The organism is Brucella sp. NBRC 12953, assembly GCF_040369775.1.
In the GTDB taxonomy this organism is placed as follows: domain Bacteria; phylum Pseudomonadota; class Alphaproteobacteria; order Rhizobiales; family Rhizobiaceae; genus Brucella; species Brucella pseudogrignonensis.
In genome coordinates this window covers 325,607-346,020 of the sequence record NZ_BAABSV010000006.1, presented here as the reverse complement: position 1 = coordinate 346,020, position 20,414 = coordinate 325,607, and the positions used below count along the sequence as shown (strand labels likewise).

Here is a 20,414-nt window from a genome sequence, read left to right as displayed (position 1 = left end):
TACTATGTGGGTGCAATGGCTTACGCAGGGTTGTATTTGGTGCTTGTCAACCACCCCAATAAGGTTAATACTTAGTTCATTCGCACATTCTTGACTACTGGACGGAGTAGCCGTTGAGGCTGCAACCGCGCCCAAAAACAGGGAGAATGATCGATGAGAAGCATCACAATTGGACCAAGTGCAAAACCGACCCCTGTAACGACACAGATGCTGCAGAATGCTCAAACTCAGATGCAGCAACCTTCTGACGATAAAACACAGGTTTGCAACGTTCTACGTCTTTCTAAGGGCGGTTACTCACATCGCAGACGCAGAGTTCATAAAAGCGCATAATTATAGCATTTCCAGCAAAAGTGCGAAGCGGTTTTGCGTCGGATAATGCGTAAAAACAAACAGTTACAGCGGTTCCAACGATCCTTTCTTAACTGTAACCGCTGTAAATCTAAGAGTATTCAAGCGCCGCATCCGGTCAGAGGGATGTCGGCGCTGTTTCTTATTGATCAATCACGTAGTTTTGCCCCGCCCGCCCTTTATTACAGCGCGCATCTGGAGTATTTCAAACAGCAATTCTCCCCCATCTCCCAGGAATAATCATGACAACGCCCATGCAAGCCAGTTCGACACCGCAAAAGAAGAAATCGCGCTTCTTCCTTGGCTTCATGGCTGTTCTGGGGGCGCTGTTTTTCGCATTGTTTCTGAGCCTTGGCATCTGGCAGGTGGAGCGTCTGCAATGGAAGCTTGATCTGATTGCCCGCGTTGATGCGCGCGTTCATGCGGAGCCGGTCGCTGCTCCGGGCAAAGACGACTGGGCCAATGTCAATCAGGCCGATGACGAATACCGGCATGTTACGCTGACCGGCTCTTACCTCAATGACAAGGAAGTGCTGGTTCGTGCGCTGACCGAACGCGGTTCAGGCTTTTGGGTGCTGACGCCGTTGCGTTCAGATGATGGTACGCTGACCTTCATCAATCGTGGCTTCATTCCGGATACCAAGCGCGATCCATCTTCACGCGTAGAAACGCAAATCGCAGGTGAAACGACCGTAACTGGTCTTCTGCGTATGCCGGAGCCTGATGGCTTCTTCCTGCGTCCCAACGACCCTGCCCGCAATGACTGGAATTCGCGTGATGTCAAAGCTTTCGCTGAAAAAGAAGGTTTGGGGACAGTCGCGCCCTATTTCGTTGATGCAGATGCCAAATCCAATCCTGGCAATGTGCCCATTGGCGGACTGACGGTTGTTACCTTCCGCAACAACCATCTTTCTTATGCAATCACATGGTTTGCGCTTGCTGCCATGATTGCCGGTGCCGCCATTTTTGTATGGCGGTACGAGCGCAAATCAAAGGACTAAAGCTTGTCTACCCAAAGTGGAAGCCGGTTTCGGGCTAGAGACATGCTCTAAATATGAAGCGCATGGCCGAGTGCTTTCATGCTGGCCTCGGCAAAGCCTTCACCAAGGGTCGGATGGGCGTGGATCGTTCCTGCTATATCCTCAAGGCGTGTGCCTGTTTCAACAGCAAGCGCAAAGGCGGATGACAGCTCGGAAATCCCTACACCCACGGCCTGAATGCCAAGTATCAGGTGGTTATCAGCGCGGGCAACAACCCGAATAAAGCCATCCTCCCGCTCAATAGTCATCGCACGTCCATTGGCCTGAAACGGGAAAATGCCGGTCTGGATATTATGACCTGCCTTGCGCGCTTCATCAGGAGACAGGCCGACTGTTACGATCTCAGGATCAGTAAAGCAGACTGCCGGGATACAGCGCTTATCCCAGGCCTGTTTGCCACCCGCGATGATTTCAGCAACCATTTCGCCTTGTACCATAGCCCGATGCGCAAGCATGGGCTCACCTGTTACATCGCCGATGGCATAAACACCGCGCATCGATGTGCGGCATTTGTCATCGATGCGGATAAAGCGGCCGTCCATATCGAGCCGGATTTCGCTCAAACCCCAGCCATCGGTTTGTGGCTTGCGGCCAACCGTGACCAGAATCCTGTCAGCAGGAATTGAATGCGTCTCGCCATCAGCCAGCAACACATCCAGCGCTTTCCCATCGGTGGATAAGCCTTTGGCAGACGTGTTCGTCAGCACTTCAACGCCGAGTGCTTTCAGCCGTGCCATGATCGGGCGTGTCAGCTCTGCATCATATTGCGGCAGTATGCGATCAGTGGCTTCAACGACGGTGACTTTTGCACCAAGCTTTGCCAAAGCCGTACCGATTTCGAGCCCGATATAGCCACCGCCAACAATGGCAAGCTTTTCAGGGATCTTATCGAGTGAAAGCGCTTCCGTTGAGGAGATGACATTGCCGCCAAAAGGCAGAGACTGAATTTCAACCGGCACAGATCCTGTTGCGATCACGATGTTCTCGGCATGGATAGTCTGGCGTCCGGTATCGGTATCCACCACAACGGTTTTACCATCCATAAAACGCGCCTGCCCCTGGAACATTCGCACGCGGGAGCGTTTCAGAAGTCCGGCGACACCGCTGTTCAGGCGATTGACGATGCCGTCTTTCCATTCGAGCGTTTTGGCAAAATCGATCTTAGGACTTTCAGCTGTGATGCCAAGCGCGCCTTTAGACGCGAATGTCGTGAGGCGATGAAACTCGTCAGCGGCATGGATAACAGCTTTGGACGGTATGCAGCCGACATTCAGACAGGTACCGCCCAGCCGCTTCTTTTCGACCAGAACCGTATCGATACCAAGCTGGCCTGCGCGAATACCGCAGACATAACCGCCGGGACCGCCGCCAATGATCAGAAGTTTGCAGGAAATCTCACTCATCCGATCAGCCCTCTACAAAAATCATCGCAGGCGTTTCAAGCAGGCTCTTCAGCTTCTGCACGAATACTGCCGCATCCCATCCATCGATAACGCGATGGTCGAAACTGCACGACAGGTTCATCATTTTACGCGGAACAAATTGTGTGCCGTCCCACATCGGGCGCACGGCCATTTTGTTGATGCCGACAATCGCCACTTCGGGCCGGTTGATAATCGGCGTTGTTGCGATGGCGCCTAGTGGCCCCAATGACGTGATGGTTATAGTCGAGCCTGTCAGTTCTTCGCGCTTGGCTGTGCCGTTGCGCGCTGCTTCCGTCACTCGGACAAGTTCCGATGCTGCGGTAAATACAGAAAGGCTTTCTGCGTGGCGAACTACCGGCACGATAAGACCGTTTGGCGTCTGGGTGGCAATGCCCACATGCACACCGCCAAACTGGCGAATAATGTCTGCTTCATCATCGAAATGTGCGTTTAGACCAGGCTGTTCTTTGACTGCCTTGACGATTGTGCGGATAACGAATGGCAGCAAGGTCAGGCGCGGACGCCCTTCCTTCTTCTCATTGTTAAGCCCCGTGCGGAGGTCTTCAAGCTGTGTCACATCCACTTCTTCAACGATAGTAATGTGCGGAATATGGCGTTTTGCTTCGGCCATACGCTCTGCAATCTTGCGCCGCAGGCCGATGACCTTGATCTCGTTGATCGAGGTGTCTACAACATAACCCGACACTGGAGACGCGGCTCCGCTCTCAGTCTGAAAAAAGGCGTCCAGATCTTCATGCGTAATGCGCCCGGCAGGGCCGCTACCTTTGACACGTCTTAAATCAATGCCTGCGTCGCGTGCGCGCAACCTGACCGATGGTGTTGCCAGCGGTTTTTCACCTTCTGCGCGCACTGGCCCAGCACCGGCAAAAGCCCGGCTTGAGGTTTCTTTTTTCTGCGCAACAGGTTTAGGTGGAACCGGCGTCTGTAACAGCACAGGCGCTTCCGCGCTGGCTGATGGCGGCGTGAGGGATTCAGCAGGCGCGGCAGCTACAGGTTCTGGTGCTTCCGATTTTTGTTCGCTGCTTCCACCTTCTATTTCAAGGCGAACCAGTTCGGAGCCAACAGCAATTTTCTCGCCGATTTCGCCATTCACCGCGATGACTTTACCGCTGCGCGAGGAAGGGATTTCAACTGTTGCCTTATCAGTCATGACGGCAGCGAGCAGATCGTCCTCCCGGACGATATCACCAACCTTAACATGCCATTCGACAAGTTCAGCCTCTGCAACGCCTTCGCCAACATCAGGGAGCTTGATCGCAAAATGAGCCATTTAAGCCTCCATGATTGAAACGAGTGCACGACCGACACGATCTGGCCCCGGAAAATAAGCCCATTCCTGCGCGTGTGGGTATGGCGTATCCCAGCCCGTCACGCGGATGATCGGTGCTTCGAGATGATAGAAACATTCGCGCTGCACGAGTGCCGCAAGCTCGGCGCCGTAACCGCAGGTCAGTGTTGCTTCATGAACGATGACGCAACGTCCGGTCTTCCTGACGGAAGTCATAATTGTTTCCGTGTCGAGCGGGAGCAGCGTGCGCAGGTCGATCACTTCGGCATCGACGCCGGTTTCTTCAGTCGCTGCTAATGCCACATGAACCATCGTGCCATAGGCCAGAACAGTCACATCGCTGCCTTCACGTCGGATTGCAGCCTTGCCAAGCGGCACGGTATAGTAGCCTTCTGGCACTTCGCCCAGCTCATGCTTTTTCCAAGAAGTGACGGGCTTGTGGTGATGTCCGTCAAAAGGTCCGTTATAAAGGCGCTTCGGCTCAAACATGATGACCGGATCGGGATCTTCAATTGCTGCCAGCAGCAGGCCTTTGGCATCGGCAGGCGTTGAAGGCATCACGGTCTTCAGACCGGAAACATGGGTGAAAAGCGCTTCCGGACTTTGGCTGTGCGTCTGCCCACCATAAATGCCACCGCCTGAAGGCATACGGATAACAATAGGACAGGTAAACTCGCCCGCAGAACGATAGCGAAGGCGCGCGGCTTCCGAAACAATCTGGTCATAGGCCGGATAGACATAGTCAGCGAACTGCACTTCAATGCATGGACGCAAGCCGTAAGACGCCATGCCAATCGCGGTGCCGACAATGCCGAGCTCGCTGATTGGTGCATCGAAGCACCGTTCTTTGCCGTATTTCTTCTGCAAACCGGCTGTGCAGCGGAAAACGCCGCCGAAGTAACCAACGTCTTCGCCGAACACGACGACTTTCTGGTCGCGCTCCATGGCAATGTCGTGGGCGTTCTGAATCGCCTCAATCATCGTTAGTTTTGTCATGATTAGAACCCCGCCTCCTGACGTTGGCGAATAAGGTGCGGCGGTGTTTCGGCATACACATCTTCAAACATGTCGCGCATCGACGGCTTGCGACCATCATGAAGCGTGCCGATAGCTTCTGCTTCGCGCTGTGCACTGACGACCAGATCCAGAATTTCCGCTTCTGCTTGTTTGTGCCGTTCGTCAGACCATACGCCACGCAGGATAAGGTGGTTTTTGAGCCGCAAGACTGGATCACCAAGAGGCCACGCATCGCTTTCGGCCTTTGGACGATAAGCGGAAGGATCGTCAGACGTCGAATGCCCGCCAGCGCGATAGGTGACATATTCAATGATAGTCGGGCCTAGATTACGGCGTGCGCGTTCGACTGCCCATTTCGCAACCGCATGAACCGCAAGATAGTCGTTGCCATCTACGCGAAGTGACGGAATGCCAAAGCCATGTCCACGCGCCGCAAAAGTGCCAGAACCACCGCGTGCAATGCCCTGAAATGTTGAGATTGCCCATTGGTTGTTGACGATATTCATCACCACCGGTGCTTTATAGGTGGATGCAAAAACAAGTGCCGCGTGGAAGTCACTTTCAGCGGTCGAGCCGTCGCCAATCCATGCAGCTGCAATTTTGGTGTCATGGCTGATGGCCGAAGCCATCGCCCAGCCCACAGCCTGCGTGTATTGCGTGGCAAGATTGCCGGAAATGGTGAAGAAGCCATGCTCTTTCGAGGAATACATCACCGGCAACTGGCGACCTTTAAGCGGGTCCTGCTCATTGGAGAAAATCTGGTTCATCATGGTGACGAGCGGGTAGTCGTCTGCGATGAGAAGCCCTGCCTGCCGATAAGTCGGGAAATTCATGTCGCCTTTACGCAGCGCCTTGCGGAACGCGCAACTGACCGCCTCTTCACCCAGATGCTGCATATAGAACGAGGTTTTACCCTGTCGTTGCGCCATCATCATGCGGGCATCGTAAGCACGCAGGATCATCATGTGGCGGAGACCGTCTTTCAGCTCATCATCAGTCAGCGTACCCGCCCAGGGGCCAACCGCCTCGCCATCACGGTTCAGCACACGGATGATACTGAAAGCCAGATCGCGCATGGCTTCCGGCTTTTCGTCGATCTCCGGACGTCTGACACTCCCTGCCCGCGGAATTTTAACGTGGGAGAAATCTGGAGCATCGCCAGGACGCCACTCCGGTTCTGGGACATGCAGAGAAAGTACGACATCATCGCTCATGCAGGTGTTCCTCGTAAACTTGCACAAAATGTCGAACGGGAGAAATTGCGTTTTGTTCCGGCTGCGAGCTTTAACTGCAGCCGAGAGCCAATCCAGATGAGATCAGCTTCATTTCCTCCCATGCGACGTGAAGCCGGTTTCCTCCTCCGATTTCACTTTGGTCAGGGTGGAACGGGTTTCAGAATAAAGCAAGATTATTCTTCAAAGGCGTCAGGGCTTGAATTCCGAAAGCGTTCTCAGTGGGCCGAATGAAGGTGTATGCCCCTTCCCGAAACAAGCTTATACGACTGTTTTTATATGTGTTTTATCTGGCAATATTTGATGCCGAGAACGCAATATTATTGCGCATAATTGACGATAACATCAGTACTGATTGGTACTATTCGAGCGCTTGCCAAACCTCTAGAAGCAATAATGATCGTCGGATGAGGCATTTTGTCCACAGATGCATCATGTGCTGTGTCGCTCAATCGGTATCGTGATACCAAAAAGAAGCGGCCCGTTTCCGGACCGCTTTTCTCAATTCAGTGATGCTTGTTGCCTTCGCGCGCCAGATCGGCGGTCGGGTCTCCGGCAAGGCGCTTTCGCGCCCTGTCATCCATCAACTCGTACCACATGGCATTCAGAACTGCGAAAGCTGCAGCAAGCGGCAGGCCCAGAAGCCAGGAAAAATACCACATCTTGCTCTCCTTTCTTGATTGGGGTTATGCGGGCTAAAAGCGCTCGCAGATACATTAATAAGCGTGGTTGCTTTCATCCTCGATGTCGCGCTGTTCGACCTTGCCCCACAGGACTTTGTAGACCCACGACGTATAAGCGACGATGAGCGGCAGGAAGATAAGCGTCACCACCAGCATGATGAACAGGGTCATATGGCTCGACGATGCATCCCAAACTGTCAGGCTTGACCGTGGATCGGCTGACGATGGCAGGATGAATGGGAACATCGAAACGCCAACCGATGAGATGATGCCGAAGATCGACAGCTTACCGATAAGCAATGGTGCCACTTCACGTTTGCTGCGGAACAGAACAAACAGAAGCAATGGCCCCAGGATGCCCAGAGCTGGCGCGATCAGCAATACCGGATAGTTCATATAGTTGACGAACCATGCACCATGATCAAGCTCGACAGCCTTGCGTAGTGGGTTGGATGGCCCACCGGTAACGACGGCACTGGTGATCTTATAGCCCGAAACCCAATACCAGCTGATGACACCGGCAACGACATAAAGAACACTGGTGAGCAGTGCGGCGACGCTGCCATAGGCACGGGCTCTCGCTTGCACGACGCCCGTTGTCTTCAGAACAAGCCATGCGGAACCGTGCATAATAAGCATGGTCAATGAAATTACACCGCAGAGAAGTGCAAACGGATTGAGCAAGCCGAAGAACGTTCCGTCGTAGAAGATCTGGAGATCGTCATTAAAGCGGAACGGCACGCCTTGAAGCACATTGCCGACGGCAACACCGAAGATCAACGATGGCACGAAACCGCCGATGAACAATGCCCAGTCCCAGCCTGTCCGCCAAGCCACGCTGTCCCGCTTGGAGCGGAATTTGAAGCCGACCGGACGCAGAATGAGTGCGAACAATATGGCGAACATCGCCAGATAGAAGCCAGAGAAGGACACCGCATAAAGTGGTGGCCAGGCGGCGAAAATTGCGCCGCCGCCAAGGATCAGCCAAACCTGATTGCCTTCCCAGACAGGGCCAATGGTGTTGATGATGACACGGCGTTCGATGTCGGTTTTGCCGATGAATGGCAAAAGTGTACCGACACCAAGGTCGAAACCATCCATTGCGGCAAAGCCGATCAACAATACCCCTAGCAGCACCCACCAGATGATGCGCAGTGTTTCATAGTCCAACAAATCGCTGAGTATCATGATCTTTACTCCGCTGGCGCAATGCTTGCAGGGGCGAGCTTTGCTTCCGGTTTGCTGTCGGGTTCAGGTCCGGCTTTGATCGCGCGCAGCATCAGGCCCATCTCGATGATGAACAGGACCGTGTAGATCGCGACAAAGCCGACAATGGTGAAGAGAACCGTCGAAGCACCAAGATTGGAGACGGCGACTGCGGTTGGCAGAATGCCTTCAATAATCCATGGCTGTCGCCCGAATTCGGCAACAATCCAGCCCATTTCAGCTGCAATCCATGGAAGCGGAATGGCAAAGACTGCGACTTTCAGCAGGAACCGATGACGATCCAGCGCACGGCGCGCTGAAAGCACGAAGAATGTGCCGGTCAGCAGGATCAGGAAGAATCCGATACCCACCATGATGCGGAAGGCCCAGAACAGCGGCAGAACTCCGGGAACAGTATCGTTCGCAGCCTGCGTAATCTGCGCATCCGTTGCCTGACGTGGATCATCGACATAACGCTTGAGAAGAAGCGCGTAGCCCATCCACTGACTGTTATCGGCAAAGGTATCTTTCACCTCTTGTGACACAGCATTTGTATCGCCCGCAGCGCGGATCTGCTGCAACGCGTCATAGGCAATAATACCCTTGCGGATATGGCCCTCAGCGTTCCCGACAAGCTGTTCAATACCTTCAATCGGCGTTGTCAGCGAGCGTGTTCCAATCAGACCCATAACCCAAGGAATATGCACGGCATAATGGGTTTCGCGGGATTCCTGGTCAGGGAAACCAAACGCTGTGAACGAAGCCGGAGCTGGCTCTGTTTCCCACATGGCTTCGATTGCCGCGATTTTCATCTTCTGATGTTCGTTGGCGAGATAACCGCTTTCGTCACCCAGAACGACAACAGAAAGCGACGCTGCAAGACCAAAGGATGCAGCAACTGTCATCGACCGCTTGGCGAGTTCGGTGGAACGGCCTTTCAGCAAATACCAGGCCGAAACACCGAGCACGAAAATCGAAGCGGTTACATAGCCAGCCGAAACCGTATGCACGAATTTCGCCTGCGCAACCGGGTTCATCAGAACTGCGAAGAAATCGGTGATTTCCATGCGCATGGTTTCTGGATTGAAAGCCGAACCAACCGGATTTTGCATCCAGCCATTCGCAATCAGAATCCAAAGCGCAGAAAAATTGGAACCGGCGGCGACTGCATAAGTGGCCATAAGGTGGCCCACTTTGGACAGTTTATCCCAGCCGAAGAAGAACAGGCCAACGAAGGTCGCTTCAAGGAAGAAGGCCATCATGCCTTCAATTGCCAGCGGCGCTCCGAAAATGTCGCCGACATAATGGCTGTAATAGCTCCAGTTCATGCCGAACTGAAATTCCATCACAACGCCGGTTGCGACGCCCATAACGAAGTTGATACCAAACAGCGTACCCCAGAATTTCGTCATCTGCCGCCAGATGAGTCTTCCGGTCATAACATATACGGTTTCCATGATGGCAAGCAGCACGGACAGACCCAATGTCAGAGGTACGAAGAGGAAGTGATAAAGTGCCGTGATTGCAAACTGCAATCGCGACAGGGAGACAATATCGAATTCCATCTCTTTAAGCCGGCAAATCCGGCCCTCCTGATGTTACGAGCTGTCACTGATATGATATCAGCAAACAGCCCCCCTACTCAAATTTCACCTCAAGGAATTGAGGGTTGTGCCAAACGACGGCTCTCCTTTGTTCACCGATTGAACCAGCACGCCTTGATCCAAAACAATCGCTCGATCACAAATCTGTGCCTCGCGCTGAATATGCGTTGCTATCAACAGGCTACGGCCCTTTGCCTGTTCACTGAGGCGGCGAAGCACATCCTCAGCGGTTGCCTGATCAAGCCCTTCCGTGGGTTCATCCAGAAGCCACAGCGGAGCGTCGGTCAGAAACAGGCGAGCCAAAGCAAGGCGTCTGGCCTGACCGCCAGAAAGCCCCAGTCCCCCCTCACCCAGAACTGTATCCAGTCCTTCGGCTTGGGTATTCATAAACTCGCCAAGCCCTGCAGCTTCCAATGCGGCATTCAAATCAGCATCGGTGGCATCAGGTTTTGCGAGCTTGAGATTGTTTCGAAGACTGTCTTTGAAAAGCTCGGTGCGCTGTGTGAGAAGCCGTGCAGGAAGGACGTAAATCTCACCGCTTTCGGCCCGAATTTCGCCCGCAAGCATGTTAAACAGCGTGGATTTACCGGCCCCACTGGTTCCGATAAGCGCAACGTGTTCGCCAGTCGCGATATTCAAATTAATGGCATTGAGCGCTTTTGTGCTGGAGCCCTCGTGGCGGACAGTTACATTCTCAAGCTGGACCGCAACGCGTTCGCCAGGCAAAGTGAGCATTTGAATTGCATCCGTCGCATGGAGTGCCGGAGCAACATGACGCGCTGCGAGTATAGTGCGGCCGAGTTCCATTGCACCGCGTCTTAGCGCAGCAAAGGGTTCCATCGCACCGAGGATTATCAACAGTCCAAGTGCTGCGACAGGCGCATTGATTAGGCCCGCCTGCATCAGCAAGCCAGTGCCAATTAAACCACCGGCAAGGAGCCCTGCATGAAGAATGCCTAGCCCTGCCCCGGTCGAAACTTCGATACGATTAAGTATCCGGTCACTTGAGGCAATGTAGCTATCGGCACGCATGATCGTGGCGTTCTGATGATCCATGCGCCCGGCCATGACGAGTTCGGTTTGACCTGCCACCAGATCGACAGTTCGCGCACGCAGGGCTTCAGTTCCTTTGGCGCGTTGGCGCATCGGTTTCTCTGAGCGTTTGGCCGCAACAAGTGGCAATCCAAGACCGACACAAAGCAATGTCAGCGCGATGACCAATCCGTAAAGCGGATGCATGAGGCCAAGTGCAATACCAGCAACAAAGGCTGTTGCGAGTGCTGCACCTGCCGGAACAAGCACGCGCAGGTAGAGGGAGTCGAGTGCGTCGATATCCGCTGTCAGCCTGAAGAGAAGCCGAGCAGGCCTTTTGAGCAAGCTGCTGGCTGCGGCAGGCCGCGCCCAGGCGCGAAACAGTTTTTCGCGGAGCGCTGCAAGAATTGCAAGCGTCGCATCATGCGTGACGAGGCGTTCAAGATAGCGCGCGCCAGTACGAAGAATGGCAAGCAGCCGAATGCCCGCAGCAGGTGCAAAAACATCAAACACGACCGCTGTTGCAACGCTAAGACCAGCAATCGCAGTGGCTGTGATGAACCAACCTGATAGGCCGAGCAACGCTATGCCTGCCAGAACTGTCGCGGTGGCTGCCGCTATGCCTGCATAAAGTGCTTTACCCTTTGTGCGGAAAAAGAGCTGAAGGATCGGACGAAGTGATTGAAGGCCGTTCATTCTGCTGCCCTCTTCTGCCAGAGCTGTGCATTTGCGCTCAGATCATCAAGCCGGACGATCCGATCCATACGGCTAGCGAGTTTCTCGTCATGCGTGGAGATAATCAGCGTCTTGCCTTTGGCGAGACTAACCAGACTGTCGGCGATGCGGCCTGCTGTTTCTTGGTCAAGATGCGCGGTTGGCTCATCGGCAAGAATAATGTCTGCATGATCATCGACGGCGATCCGTGCGAGCGCTAATCGCAGCGCTTCGCCGCCTGAAAGGCCTGCGCCGTTTTCGCCGATAACTCCGGAGCCGGTGACACCTGCGACATGGCTCAGTGCCATCTGATTGATGATTGATGATGTTTTCATCACATCAGCATCGCGGCCTAAACTGATGTTATACCGGGCGCTCCCCGCGAAAATATGCGGCTTTTGACCCACCCAGCTCATGCGGGTGCGAATTGCAGCAGCAGTTTCATCGCTCAAAGCGATATTCCCAACCCGGACTTCGCCTTCCTGTGGTGCGGCCAGACCTGCGATCAGGGCCAGCAAGGTCGATTTGCCATACCCACTTGGCGCAAGCAGAGCCACATGCTCGCCTGGCTCGATATCAAGATTGAAACTGTTGAATATATCTGCGGTGCCCGCAGCATAGCGAAACCGGACATTCCGCACCATCACCGAGGGTTCGTTTGTAACTTCGCCAACAGGCTTGATACCACCCACCACTGGCATTTCATGCTTTGCAAGCTGTTCTAGAGCATCAATTGCCGCTTCACCCGAAGCGCGATCATGCCAGACAGCCGACAGATCACGCAGAGGCTCGAAGAATGCTGGCGAAAGCAGAAGAATGAACAAGCCTTCCGCAAGTGTGAGCTTGTGCCCCCATGCACCGAAATCCAGAGGGCCGAGCAGATGGAAACCGATATATACGGCAACCATGGCGACACCCAAGGCAGCAAACAGTTCGAGGACTGCGGATGAGAGGAATGCGATGCGCAGAACGATCATCGTTTTGCGACGCAAAGTCTCGGCATTGTCGCGCAAACGTGTTGCGGTCATATCCACAGCATGGAAGCTGCGGATTGTTGCAAGGCCACGTAGACGATCAAGCAGGAAGCCATTCATATCGCCTAAAGCGACGAGTTGTTTTTCGCTGGCAGCCTTTGCGCGCCAGCCAATGAGCGCCATGAAAATCGGGATCAGAGGTGCGGCAATGAGCAGAATGAGCGCAGCTATCCATGAAAACCACAGGACAACTGCTAGTATCGCCAGTGGAACCAGCATCACGCGAATACGCACAGGCACAAAACGAGAGAGATAAGGAACGACCATCTCGGCCTGCTCGGCCAATATGCTGGCGGCTTCGCCGGAAGATGGACGCGATGTATCAAGTGGAGAGCGTTTGGATAAGGCGATGACTGCCTTTTCGCGTAAGCTGGCAAGCTCACTGCGAGCTGCGTCGAAAGCCTTGGTTGCGCCGCGTGCATCGAGCAGGCTGCGTAAGCAACCTATAAGAAACAATCCGGCAGCCAGATAATAGATGGTGGCGTCAAAACCAGTATCGGCCAGATAGCCTACGCCATAGGCGAGAAGTGCGGCTTGTGGCAGCCATAAAAGTGCTGCCACTGCCTGAAACCTAGCCCCCGTTTTGAGCAGAGCCGGAACTGGACGACGAGGCGGGCGACGTTTGTCGCCAGGAGTTTCGCCGTCTTGTTGTGCCGTTTCTTCCGTTCGGGGGGCAACGGGTTTCACTCGCGTTTAGGCTCCTTCTTGGCCGCTGTTCTTCCGCGTCCCAGAGCCACGATCCTATCGGTCGTTTCCAGAAAGCGGGTAACCTTGGCGCCGAGCGCCAGAAGGCTGGTCAATCTGTCGGTATCGAGTTTCTTGACGTCGTCGTACCAGTTGGTAAGCCGCTCGATCAGCGCATACATGTCCTTCATGCGATCTTGCGCATAACGGTCGCCAGCGTCCTGCGGCTGTTCCATCAGAACTTCGCGCAGTACGGACAAGGTCGGATCGATCTCGCGCTTCTTGCGCTCTTCGGCAAGCGTTCGCAAAATCACCCACACATCACCCGGCGTCGTGAAGAAGTCACGGCGATCACCGGGTATGTGCTTCAGCAGCACAAGATTCCAGCCCTGCAACTCGCGGATACCCATCGAGACGTTGGAGCGTGAAACACCAAGCGCATCAACAATATCATCCGCACACAGGGGTTCAGACGATAGATAGAGCAACGCATAGATCTGCCCAACCGTGCGGTTGATGCCCCAGCGGCTACCCATCTCTCCAAAGTGGAGAACAAACGACTGAACAATTGGCGATAATTCCAAGTTCTCTCTCCCGTAAATTCTGAACTTTCAGAAATTACTGAAATTCAGATAATTCAAATGACCTGAACCTTCAATCCGCATGTCTGGATGCAAGGCGCATAAGGACAATTGGCCGCAGCCCTTAGCACTCCTCCAAATGCTTCAAGCCAACGCTTCCAACCATCACTTCTGGTCGGAAGATGAAGGGAGCTCTTTGCTGTCCTGCGTTTGATCACGATGAATCACCGCACGGCTCAGCAACATGAGCGTTACCGGCGTTGTGATGACCACAAAGACGGTAATCAACACTTCATGCAGAATCGGCTTGGATTGCAAGATGGAGAAAAACATGATGGAAGCGATCAAGATTCCACCTGCGCCGAACGAAGAACCGATCGTTGGTGCATGAATGCGTTCATAAAAACTCTTAAAACGAACAAGTCCAATACATCCGACGAGCGTCAGGAAAGCACCGGCGACAAGAAAAAACGAAATAATGATTGCAGCCCAGACGGGCAGATCAGCAGCTCCGATCATTCGATCACCTCCCCGCGCATCAGGAATTTGGCAAGCGCTACCGTTGCAACAAAACCGAGTAGCGAAATAATCAGTGCGGCTTCAAAATAGATAACGCTGCCAGTTCGCATACCAAATGTGAGCAGCAGAAGAAGAGCATTGAGATAAAGCGCATCGGTAGCAAGCACGCGGTCCTGCGCGCGCGGACCGATAAGCAGGCGATAAACAGCACAGCCCATTGCAGCAATCAGCATGACTTGTGCAGCGAGCAGCGACCAGAAAAGAATAACTGCGCTCATGCCGATTGCTCCTCTTTTACGATGTCTCTTGCTCCGAATATGCGAATAAGCGGCTGCTCATAACGTTGCTTGATCGTTGTCCGCCAAGCCTTTGCATCTTCCAGATCCAGAACATGGATTGTCAAAGCCTTGCGCGCTACGTTGTAATCCACCCAGGCAGTGCCGGGCGTCGTCGTAATGATGCATGCAAGCACCGCAAGGGCGGTTCTGTTTTCCAGATCGAGCGGAATAACAACGAAGCCTGGATGACGCTCCTTACGGGGCGACAAGATCAGTTTCACCACAGCAAGGTTTGATGTGAGAATATCAAGGCTTACGGCGCCAAACAGCCAGATTATGGTTGGTACAGAGCGCAAGTGGTTCTTCTGCGGCTGAAGTGCTGTCATTGCATGGCAGGCAAACAGCGCAATGAAAACGCCGAGGATCAGCTGCGCGCGTGTAAACCCGTTCAACAGAAGCCAAAAGATGATCAGCGAAACGAAGAGCAGCGGGAAAGGTAGAATTTTTCTCATTTTACCTCCACTGTTTCACGGCCCACACGAGGCGCATTCAGGACACTATCGATATAATCTTTTGGACTATGCAATGATCGAGCCGTTGCATCCATATATTGCATGGCCGGGCCAGCTGCGATTGTGAGCGCCAGACACACGGCCAGAAGACCGGCGATTGGCACAACTTCGCGGACGAGAACGCGCGGGACATTACCTTCAAGCGATGCCCAGAAGGTGCGTATGCCGGTACGGGTCATCGCAATCAAAGCCGACAGACCAGATAGAAGAATAAGCGCGATCAGCGCCCAGCTTGCCGGGCTGACAGGCATGGCCAGTGTTGGTGCTGTCCCATCGCCATTGAAAACGGCTGCGAGTATCAGGAACTTGGCAATAAATCCCGAGAACGGCGGCAGGCCGATCAGCAGAATTGCCACGATAGCAAAAAAGGTTCCGAGGATGGCAAGCGTTGCAGGCAGGACAACGCCGACTTCCTCTTCATCGTCCTCTTCTTCATCGTCACCATAGGCTTCCATGGTAACAGCGAGAACGTTTGCAGCCGCATCCTGTCCGCGCTCGACCAGCTCGATCAGCAGGAAGAATGCGGCAATCGTCAGTGTCGAGCTGACCATATAGAAGAGTGCAGCGCCGGTCATAGCGGTATTACCACTGCCAATAGCTGCCAACAGCGTGCCCGAAGAAACCAGAATGCTGTAGCTTGCGAGACGGCCCATGGCCTGCGAAGCGACAACGCCGATAAGGCCAAAGGCCAGTGTGATCATGCCGCCGTAATAAAGCCAGTCACTGCCGAAGCCGTAAGAGTCCCCTGCTCCTATGCCGAACATAAGCGGCGAAAGACGCAGCAGTACATAAATGCCGACCTTACTCATAATTGCAAAGATCGCGGCAATTGGAGCAGCGGCAGCCGTATATGCGGGTACGAGCCAGAAATTGAGTGGCCACATACCCGCCTTCACCAGGAAGGCGACGGCAAGGATGGCAGCACCTGCTTCCAATAGCATACGATCTTCTGGCGTAACCTGTGCAATCTTCTGCGCAAGGTCGGCCATATTCAACGTTCCGGTGACACCATAAATCAGACTGACGCCGATCAGGAACAGGGACGATGCAACCAGATTGACTGCAATATAATGCATGCCAGCTTTAACGCGTGCCGGGCCAGAGCCATGCAACGCCAGGCCGTAGGACGCTGCCAGCATGACTTCAAAGAAGACGAACAGGTTGAATAGATCGCCTGTCAGGAAAGCGCCGTTCAACCCCATCAGCAACAGCTGGAAGATCGTATGGAAATTCGGACTGGCCTTGTGCCAATGCGCCAGCGCAAAGCTGAGCGCTGCCATTGCGAGCACACTTGTCAGCACCAGCATGAGCGCAGCAAGCCTGTCCAGAACCAGAACGATGCCGAATGGAGCTGGCCAGTTACCGATCAGATAAACATCGGCTGCCGGCGCTTTATCGCTCGCGACACCCAGCAATGTGAAGGCGATGACAATCAGGCCTATGATGGAGATCGAGTTGATCGCCATCTTCAGCTTGCGCTTGCGTTCGTCGAACATCAGCAGCAATGCAGCCGTTACCAGCGGCAGGAGAATGGGAGCGACGATGAGGTGCGATTTCCAATCCATCATCAATTCTCCTTGCCGTCGACATGGTCGGTACGTGTCATTCCGCGCGATGCGAGCAACACGACAAGGAAAAGTGCGGTCATTGCAAAGCCGATAACGATAGCAGTCAACACCAGTGCTTGTGGCACTGGGTCGGTATATTGAGCCGCCTGAACATTGATACCGGAGTCAAGCACTGGTGGTGCATTGGTCCGCAAGCGACCCATCGAAAAGATGAACAGATTGACCGCATAGGAGACGAGCGCCAGACCTATGGCTACCTGGAACGTACGGGGGCGCAGAATTAGCCAAACGCCGGACGACATAAGAACGCCGATAGCTATAGCGAGAACAAGTTCCATCAGTTCTCCTCCTTCGCAGCGGCTAGTTTTTCGACACGGTGTTTACGGATGGACTGGTGAGCCAGCGCGATCAACATCAGAACTGTGGCACCCACGACCAGAGCAAATACGCCGATATCAAACAGAAGCGCACTCGCAATCGGCATTTTCCCGATATTTGGAATGTCGGCATACTGGAAATACGATGTCAGGAACGGATAACCGAATATCCAGGCGCCAGCCCCTGTCGCGGCCGAAACAAGCAAACCCACGCCGATCCAGCGTACCGGCAGGATGCGCAGGTGATCTTCCACCCAACGCGTACCAGCTGCCAGATATTGCAGAATAAACGCGATTGCCAAAGTAATACCCGCTGCAAACCCGCCACCCGGCAGATCATGACCGCGCATGATCAGATGGACTGCAAGCACGATGATGACCGGGAAAAGCCACTGCATGATTACGGACGGTACTGCGAGATAATCGGTGAGCGTTTCGCCCTTCTCGCGGTCTTCCATCGCCTCATCATAGGCGTCCTGAATCTTCTGCTGCGCGGTTGAACCGGTGCTGTCTGGTGCAGGACGGAAACGACGCAGCAATGCGAAGACTGTGAGACCCACAATGCCAAGAACGGCAATTTCGCCAAAGGTATCGAAGGCGCGGAAATCAACCAGAGTAACGTTGACCACGTTTTTACCGCCGCCGCCTGAATAGGCGTTCTGCAAGAAGTAATCACCGATGCTCAAAGGCGATGGACGGGTCATCATGGCATAGGAAATGATGAAAACACCGACCCCGCTGCCAATCGCCAGCGCAAAGTCACGATAGCGGCGCAGACGTGGACCAAACTTGACAGGGATCGGATCTGGATCTTCCCAACGTTTTGGCAGCCAGCGAAGGCCAAGCAGGAGCAGAACCGTTGTGACGATTTCCACCAGCAGCTGTGTAACTGCAAGATCAGGCGCAGAAAGCCAAACGAAGGTGATGCAGGTGATCAGGCCAGCGCCGCCGAGGAGTATAAGAGCTGCAAGGCGATGATATTTTGCCTGATAGGCTGCACCAATCGCGCAGGCTCCACCCAATATCCATAGACCTGCGAAAATCGGATCGACAGGCTGAGCACCCAGCATTCCGGCATGGATACCGTCTTCGAGAATTGGCCATGCGGCTGCGACCAGTGCAACAGCAACAACAATACGCAGCTGCGGTTGCAGACGTCGTGTACTGAAGAAGCTTTCAGCCTTACGAGCCCAGTTCCATGAAAGCGTGACAAGCACGCGCTCGAAAATACGCTGGCCCTGCAGGTGACGGAACAATGGAGGACCATCTTCACTCGTCGCAAGATAGTTTTTCAGCGCCCAGAACAGGATGATACCGCCGATCATCGCAACAAAGCTCATCATCAGTGGTAGGTTGAAGCCATGCCAGACCGAGAGACTATATTGCGGTGTAGCATCGCCAAGCACTGAGAGAACAGCTGAATGCAGGAACGGACCGATAGACAGGGCTGGAATGATGCCGATAAGCAGACAAAGCAGAACCAGCAGCTCGATTGGACGGCGCATCCAATGCGGCGGCTCATGCGGCTCTTTTGGCAAGTCGTGTGGCGGCGGTCCAAAGAAGGTCGAATAGATGAAACGGATCGAATAGGCGACCGTGAAAATGCCTGCCAGCGTTGCAACATAAGGCGTGATCGTGTCGAGCCACGAAGCCATGTGCGTTTCAACGGCTTCGGCAAAAAACATTTCCTTGGAAATAAAGCCATTAAGCAGCGGAACACCGGCCATCGATGCACTGGCAACCATTGCCAGCGTTGCCGTGTAGGGCATCGCTCGGGCCAAGCCGCTAAGCTTCCGCATATCGCGCGTGCCGGTTTCATGATCGATAATGCCAGCCGCCATGAAGAGCGATGCTTTAAAGATCGCATGGTTGACCATGTGGAAGATCGCAGCCACAGCAGCGAGCGGACTACCAAGGCTCAAAAGCGCTGTAATGAGACCAAGATTGCTGATGGTCGAATAGGCAAGCAAGCCTTTGAGGTCTTGCTGAAATACAGCGAAGAAGCTCGCGATCAACAACGTGGTCAAGCCAGCGAGGCCGAGTATCCAAAACCATTCTTCAGTGCCAGCAAAAACCGGCCACAAGCGCGCAAGCAGAAATACACCTGCTTTCACCATTGTCGCGGAATGCAGATAGGCCGAAACTGGCGTTGGGGCGGCCATCGCATTTGGCAGCCAGAAATGGAACGGGAACTGCGCGCTTTTCGTGAATGCGGCCAGAAGAATGAGAACAAGCGCTACAACATAAAGCGGGTGCGTGCGAACGACATTTCCGGCTTCAAGAACCTTGTCGAGATCGTAGCTTCCAACGATGTGACCCAATAGCAGCACGCCTGCGAGCAGACAGAATCCACCAATACCTGTAACGGTGAGTGCCATACGTGCGCCATCGCGGGCGCTGGCATTCTGATACCAGTAGCCGATGAGTAGGAATGAGAAAATACTGGTAAGTTCCCAGAAGACTGCGAGCAGAATGATATTGCCCGAAAGCACTACGCCGAGCATCGCGCCCATAAAGGACAGCAGGAAAGAAAAGAAGCGCGGGACCGGGTCTTCCGGCGACATGTAATAGCGTGCGTAAATGACGACCAGCAAGCCGATGCCGGTAATCAACATGGCAAACAGCCATGCAAAGCCATCCATTCGCAACGTGATGTTGAGGCCGTAAGCAGGCAGCCACTCGATTGTGCCACGAATGACACCACCATCTGAAACGATAGGATAAAGGCTTGCCGTTATAACGAATGCGACCATTGCGATCGCTGCGGTGAACCAGGCTGATCCTGTACGATCAACGCCTCTGAATAGACCTGTTATAGCGCTGCCAAGAAAGGGAAGAAGGACTAGCAAAAAAAGCATTCTGCCGTCCATCGTCATGCGCTAAAGGCCTCCTAAACCGAAATCTTGGTTGATCCGAAGCAGGCACCGCTCAAGAAAACAGCAACAGAAACGCTCCGGTAAGTTGTCGAGTGGAATCATATATTCCGATGTCATTATTATGACCGGCTAGCGGTTATTATGGCAATAGCTTTCAATGGCTTATCGCAATGATTTGAATCATTTTAGTCTGCAAATGGCCAGGAAATGCGCGTCTTTGGTATGGGTTTTCCACATATCAGCTTTTTCCTGGACATATTGCCGCGTAAATTTTGCATCTGAATGACAAGTGCCGGTTGCAGGGATTATCGAT

18 protein-coding genes are annotated in these 20,414 nt (G+C 53.7%); 2 read left to right on the top strand and 16 right to left on the bottom strand.

Going from position 1 to position 20,414, the window contains the following annotated elements:
* Window positions 1-153: 153 nt before the first annotated feature.
* Window positions 154-333: a hypothetical protein gene (locus ABWV94_RS16565; RefSeq protein ID WP_079213827.1), complete on the top strand. Its 180-nt coding sequence runs from the start codon at window positions 154-156 to the stop codon at window positions 331-333.
* Between the two features lie 260 nt (window positions 334-593).
* Window positions 594-1,352, top strand: coding sequence for an SURF1 family protein (locus ABWV94_RS16560; protein WP_353414459.1), 759 nt, complete (start codon window positions 594-596; stop codon window positions 1,350-1,352).
* 47 nt (window positions 1,353-1,399) lie between these two features.
* Here the strand turns inward: ABWV94_RS16560 and lpdA are convergent, their stop codons facing one another.
* The 16 genes from lpdA to ABWV94_RS16480 all read right to left on the bottom strand — a co-directional run bounded on the left by lpdA (window position 1,400) and on the right by ABWV94_RS16480 (window position 20,101).
* On the bottom strand, window positions 1,400-2,794 hold the full coding sequence (gene lpdA, locus ABWV94_RS16555; RefSeq protein ID WP_353414457.1) for a dihydrolipoyl dehydrogenase: 1,395 nt from the start codon (window positions 2,792-2,794) through the stop codon (window positions 1,400-1,402).
* A gap of 4 nt (window positions 2,795-2,798) precedes the next feature.
* Window positions 2,799-4,106, bottom strand: a complete 1,308-nt coding sequence (locus tag ABWV94_RS16550; protein WP_353414455.1) for a dihydrolipoamide acetyltransferase family protein — start codon at window positions 4,104-4,106, stop codon at window positions 2,799-2,801.
* On the bottom strand, window positions 4,107-5,120 hold the full coding sequence (locus tag ABWV94_RS16545; RefSeq protein ID WP_353414453.1) for an alpha-ketoacid dehydrogenase subunit beta: 1,014 nt from the start codon (window positions 5,118-5,120) through the stop codon (window positions 4,107-4,109). It abuts the gene before it with no gap.
* 2 nt (window positions 5,121-5,122) lie between these two features.
* Window positions 5,123-6,355, bottom strand: a complete 1,233-nt coding sequence (locus ABWV94_RS16540; protein ID WP_353414451.1) for a 3-methyl-2-oxobutanoate dehydrogenase (2-methylpropanoyl-transferring) subunit alpha — start codon at window positions 6,353-6,355, stop codon at window positions 5,123-5,125.
* A 524-nt stretch (window positions 6,356-6,879) separates the two neighbouring features.
* Complete coding sequence (gene cydX, locus ABWV94_RS16535) at window positions 6,880-7,035, bottom strand: cytochrome bd-I oxidase subunit CydX (protein WP_007879168.1); 156 nt, start codon at window positions 7,033-7,035, stop codon at window positions 6,880-6,882.
* A 54-nt stretch (window positions 7,036-7,089) separates the two neighbouring features.
* Window positions 7,090-8,244, bottom strand: a complete 1,155-nt coding sequence (gene cydB / locus ABWV94_RS16530; protein WP_353414449.1) for a cytochrome d ubiquinol oxidase subunit II — start codon at window positions 8,242-8,244, stop codon at window positions 7,090-7,092.
* A gap of 5 nt (window positions 8,245-8,249) precedes the next feature.
* The gene (locus ABWV94_RS16525; RefSeq protein WP_007879171.1) at window positions 8,250-9,827 is read right to left on the bottom strand and encodes a cytochrome ubiquinol oxidase subunit I; all 1,578 of its coding nucleotides are present in this window, start codon (window positions 9,825-9,827) and stop codon (window positions 8,250-8,252) included.
* Window positions 9,828-9,911: 84 nt separating this feature from the next.
* Window positions 9,912-11,594: a thiol reductant ABC exporter subunit CydC gene (gene cydC / locus ABWV94_RS16520; RefSeq protein WP_353414447.1), complete on the bottom strand. Its 1,683-nt coding sequence runs from the start codon at window positions 11,592-11,594 to the stop codon at window positions 9,912-9,914.
* The gene (cydD, locus tag ABWV94_RS16515) at window positions 11,591-13,333 is read right to left on the bottom strand and encodes a thiol reductant ABC exporter subunit CydD (protein ID WP_353414445.1); all 1,743 of its coding nucleotides are present in this window, start codon (window positions 13,331-13,333) and stop codon (window positions 11,591-11,593) included. Before cydD ends, cydC begins: the two co-directional genes overlap by 4 nt.
* Window positions 13,330-13,914 (bottom strand): GbsR/MarR family transcriptional regulator, encoded by a 585-nt coding sequence (locus tag ABWV94_RS16510; RefSeq protein WP_181152532.1) that lies wholly within the window; start codon window positions 13,912-13,914, stop codon window positions 13,330-13,332. The genes cydD and ABWV94_RS16510 overlap by 4 nt, the downstream gene beginning before the upstream one ends.
* Window positions 13,915-14,076: 162 nt before the next feature.
* On the bottom strand, window positions 14,077-14,430 hold the full coding sequence (gene mnhG / locus ABWV94_RS16505; protein ID WP_007879184.1) for a monovalent cation/H(+) antiporter subunit G: 354 nt from the start codon (window positions 14,428-14,430) through the stop codon (window positions 14,077-14,079).
* A complete protein-coding gene (locus ABWV94_RS16500; RefSeq protein ID WP_007879189.1) occupies window positions 14,427-14,708 on the bottom strand; it encodes a K+/H+ antiporter subunit F in 282 nt (93 codons plus the stop codon). Before ABWV94_RS16500 ends, mnhG begins: the two co-directional genes overlap by 4 nt.
* Window positions 14,705-15,220 (bottom strand): Na+/H+ antiporter subunit E, encoded by a 516-nt coding sequence (locus ABWV94_RS16495; RefSeq protein WP_353414442.1) that lies wholly within the window; start codon window positions 15,218-15,220, stop codon window positions 14,705-14,707. The genes ABWV94_RS16500 and ABWV94_RS16495 overlap by 4 nt, the downstream gene beginning before the upstream one ends.
* The gene (locus ABWV94_RS16490) at window positions 15,217-16,845 is read right to left on the bottom strand and encodes a monovalent cation/H+ antiporter subunit D (protein WP_353414523.1); all 1,629 of its coding nucleotides are present in this window, start codon (window positions 16,843-16,845) and stop codon (window positions 15,217-15,219) included. The genes ABWV94_RS16495 and ABWV94_RS16490 overlap by 4 nt, the downstream gene beginning before the upstream one ends.
* Before the next feature lie 2 nt (window positions 16,846-16,847).
* The gene (locus tag ABWV94_RS16485) at window positions 16,848-17,186 is read right to left on the bottom strand and encodes a Na+/H+ antiporter subunit C (protein ID WP_007879195.1); all 339 of its coding nucleotides are present in this window, start codon (window positions 17,184-17,186) and stop codon (window positions 16,848-16,850) included.
* Window positions 17,186-20,101: a monovalent cation/H+ antiporter subunit A gene (locus ABWV94_RS16480; protein WP_007879197.1), complete on the bottom strand. Its 2,916-nt coding sequence runs from the start codon at window positions 20,099-20,101 to the stop codon at window positions 17,186-17,188. Before ABWV94_RS16480 ends, ABWV94_RS16485 begins: the two co-directional genes overlap by 1 nt.
* Between the last annotated feature and the right edge of the window lie 313 nt (window positions 20,102-20,414).

Bases quoted from the DNA above. Each gene is read 5' to 3' on its own strand.
- ABWV94_RS16545 (WP_353414453.1), bottom strand. From the start codon at position 5,120: ATGACAAAACTAACGATGATTGAGGCGATTCAGAACGCCCACGACATT.
- ABWV94_RS16540 (WP_353414451.1), bottom strand. From the start codon at position 6,355: ATGAGCGATGATGTCGTACTTTCTCTGCATGTCCCAGAACCGGAGTGG.
- cydX (WP_007879168.1), bottom strand. From the start codon at position 7,035: ATGTGGTATTTTTCCTGGCTTCTGGGCCTGCCGCTTGCTGCAGCTTTC.
- ABWV94_RS16565 (WP_079213827.1), top strand. From the start codon at position 154: ATGAGAAGCATCACAATTGGACCAAGTGCAAAACCGACCCCTGTAACG.
- ABWV94_RS16560 (WP_353414459.1), top strand. From the start codon at position 594: ATGACAACGCCCATGCAAGCCAGTTCGACACCGCAAAAGAAGAAATCG.
- mnhG (WP_007879184.1), bottom strand. From the start codon at position 14,430: ATGATCGGAGCTGCTGATCTGCCCGTCTGGGCTGCAATCATTATTTCG.
- cydB (WP_353414449.1), bottom strand. From the start codon at position 8,244: ATGATACTCAGCGATTTGTTGGACTATGAAACACTGCGCATCATCTGG.
- ABWV94_RS16550 (WP_353414455.1), bottom strand. From the start codon at position 4,106: ATGGCTCATTTTGCGATCAAGCTCCCTGATGTTGGCGAAGGCGTTGCA.
- cydC (WP_353414447.1), bottom strand. From the start codon at position 11,594: ATGAACGGCCTTCAATCACTTCGTCCGATCCTTCAGCTCTTTTTCCGC.
- ABWV94_RS16525 (WP_007879171.1), bottom strand. From the start codon at position 9,827: ATGGAATTCGATATTGTCTCCCTGTCGCGATTGCAGTTTGCAATCACG.
- ABWV94_RS16480 (WP_007879197.1), bottom strand. From the start codon at position 20,101: ATGACGATGGACGGCAGAATGCTTTTTTTGCTAGTCCTTCTTCCCTTT.
- ABWV94_RS16490 (WP_353414523.1), bottom strand. From the start codon at position 16,845: ATGGATTGGAAATCGCACCTCATCGTCGCTCCCATTCTCCTGCCGCTG.
- ABWV94_RS16500 (WP_007879189.1), bottom strand. From the start codon at position 14,708: ATGAGCGCAGTTATTCTTTTCTGGTCGCTGCTCGCTGCACAAGTCATG.
- lpdA (WP_353414457.1), bottom strand. From the start codon at position 2,794: ATGAGTGAGATTTCCTGCAAACTTCTGATCATTGGCGGCGGTCCCGGC.
- ABWV94_RS16495 (WP_353414442.1), bottom strand. From the start codon at position 15,220: ATGAGAAAAATTCTACCTTTCCCGCTGCTCTTCGTTTCGCTGATCATC.
- ABWV94_RS16485 (WP_007879195.1), bottom strand. From the start codon at position 17,186: ATGGAACTTGTTCTCGCTATAGCTATCGGCGTTCTTATGTCGTCCGGC.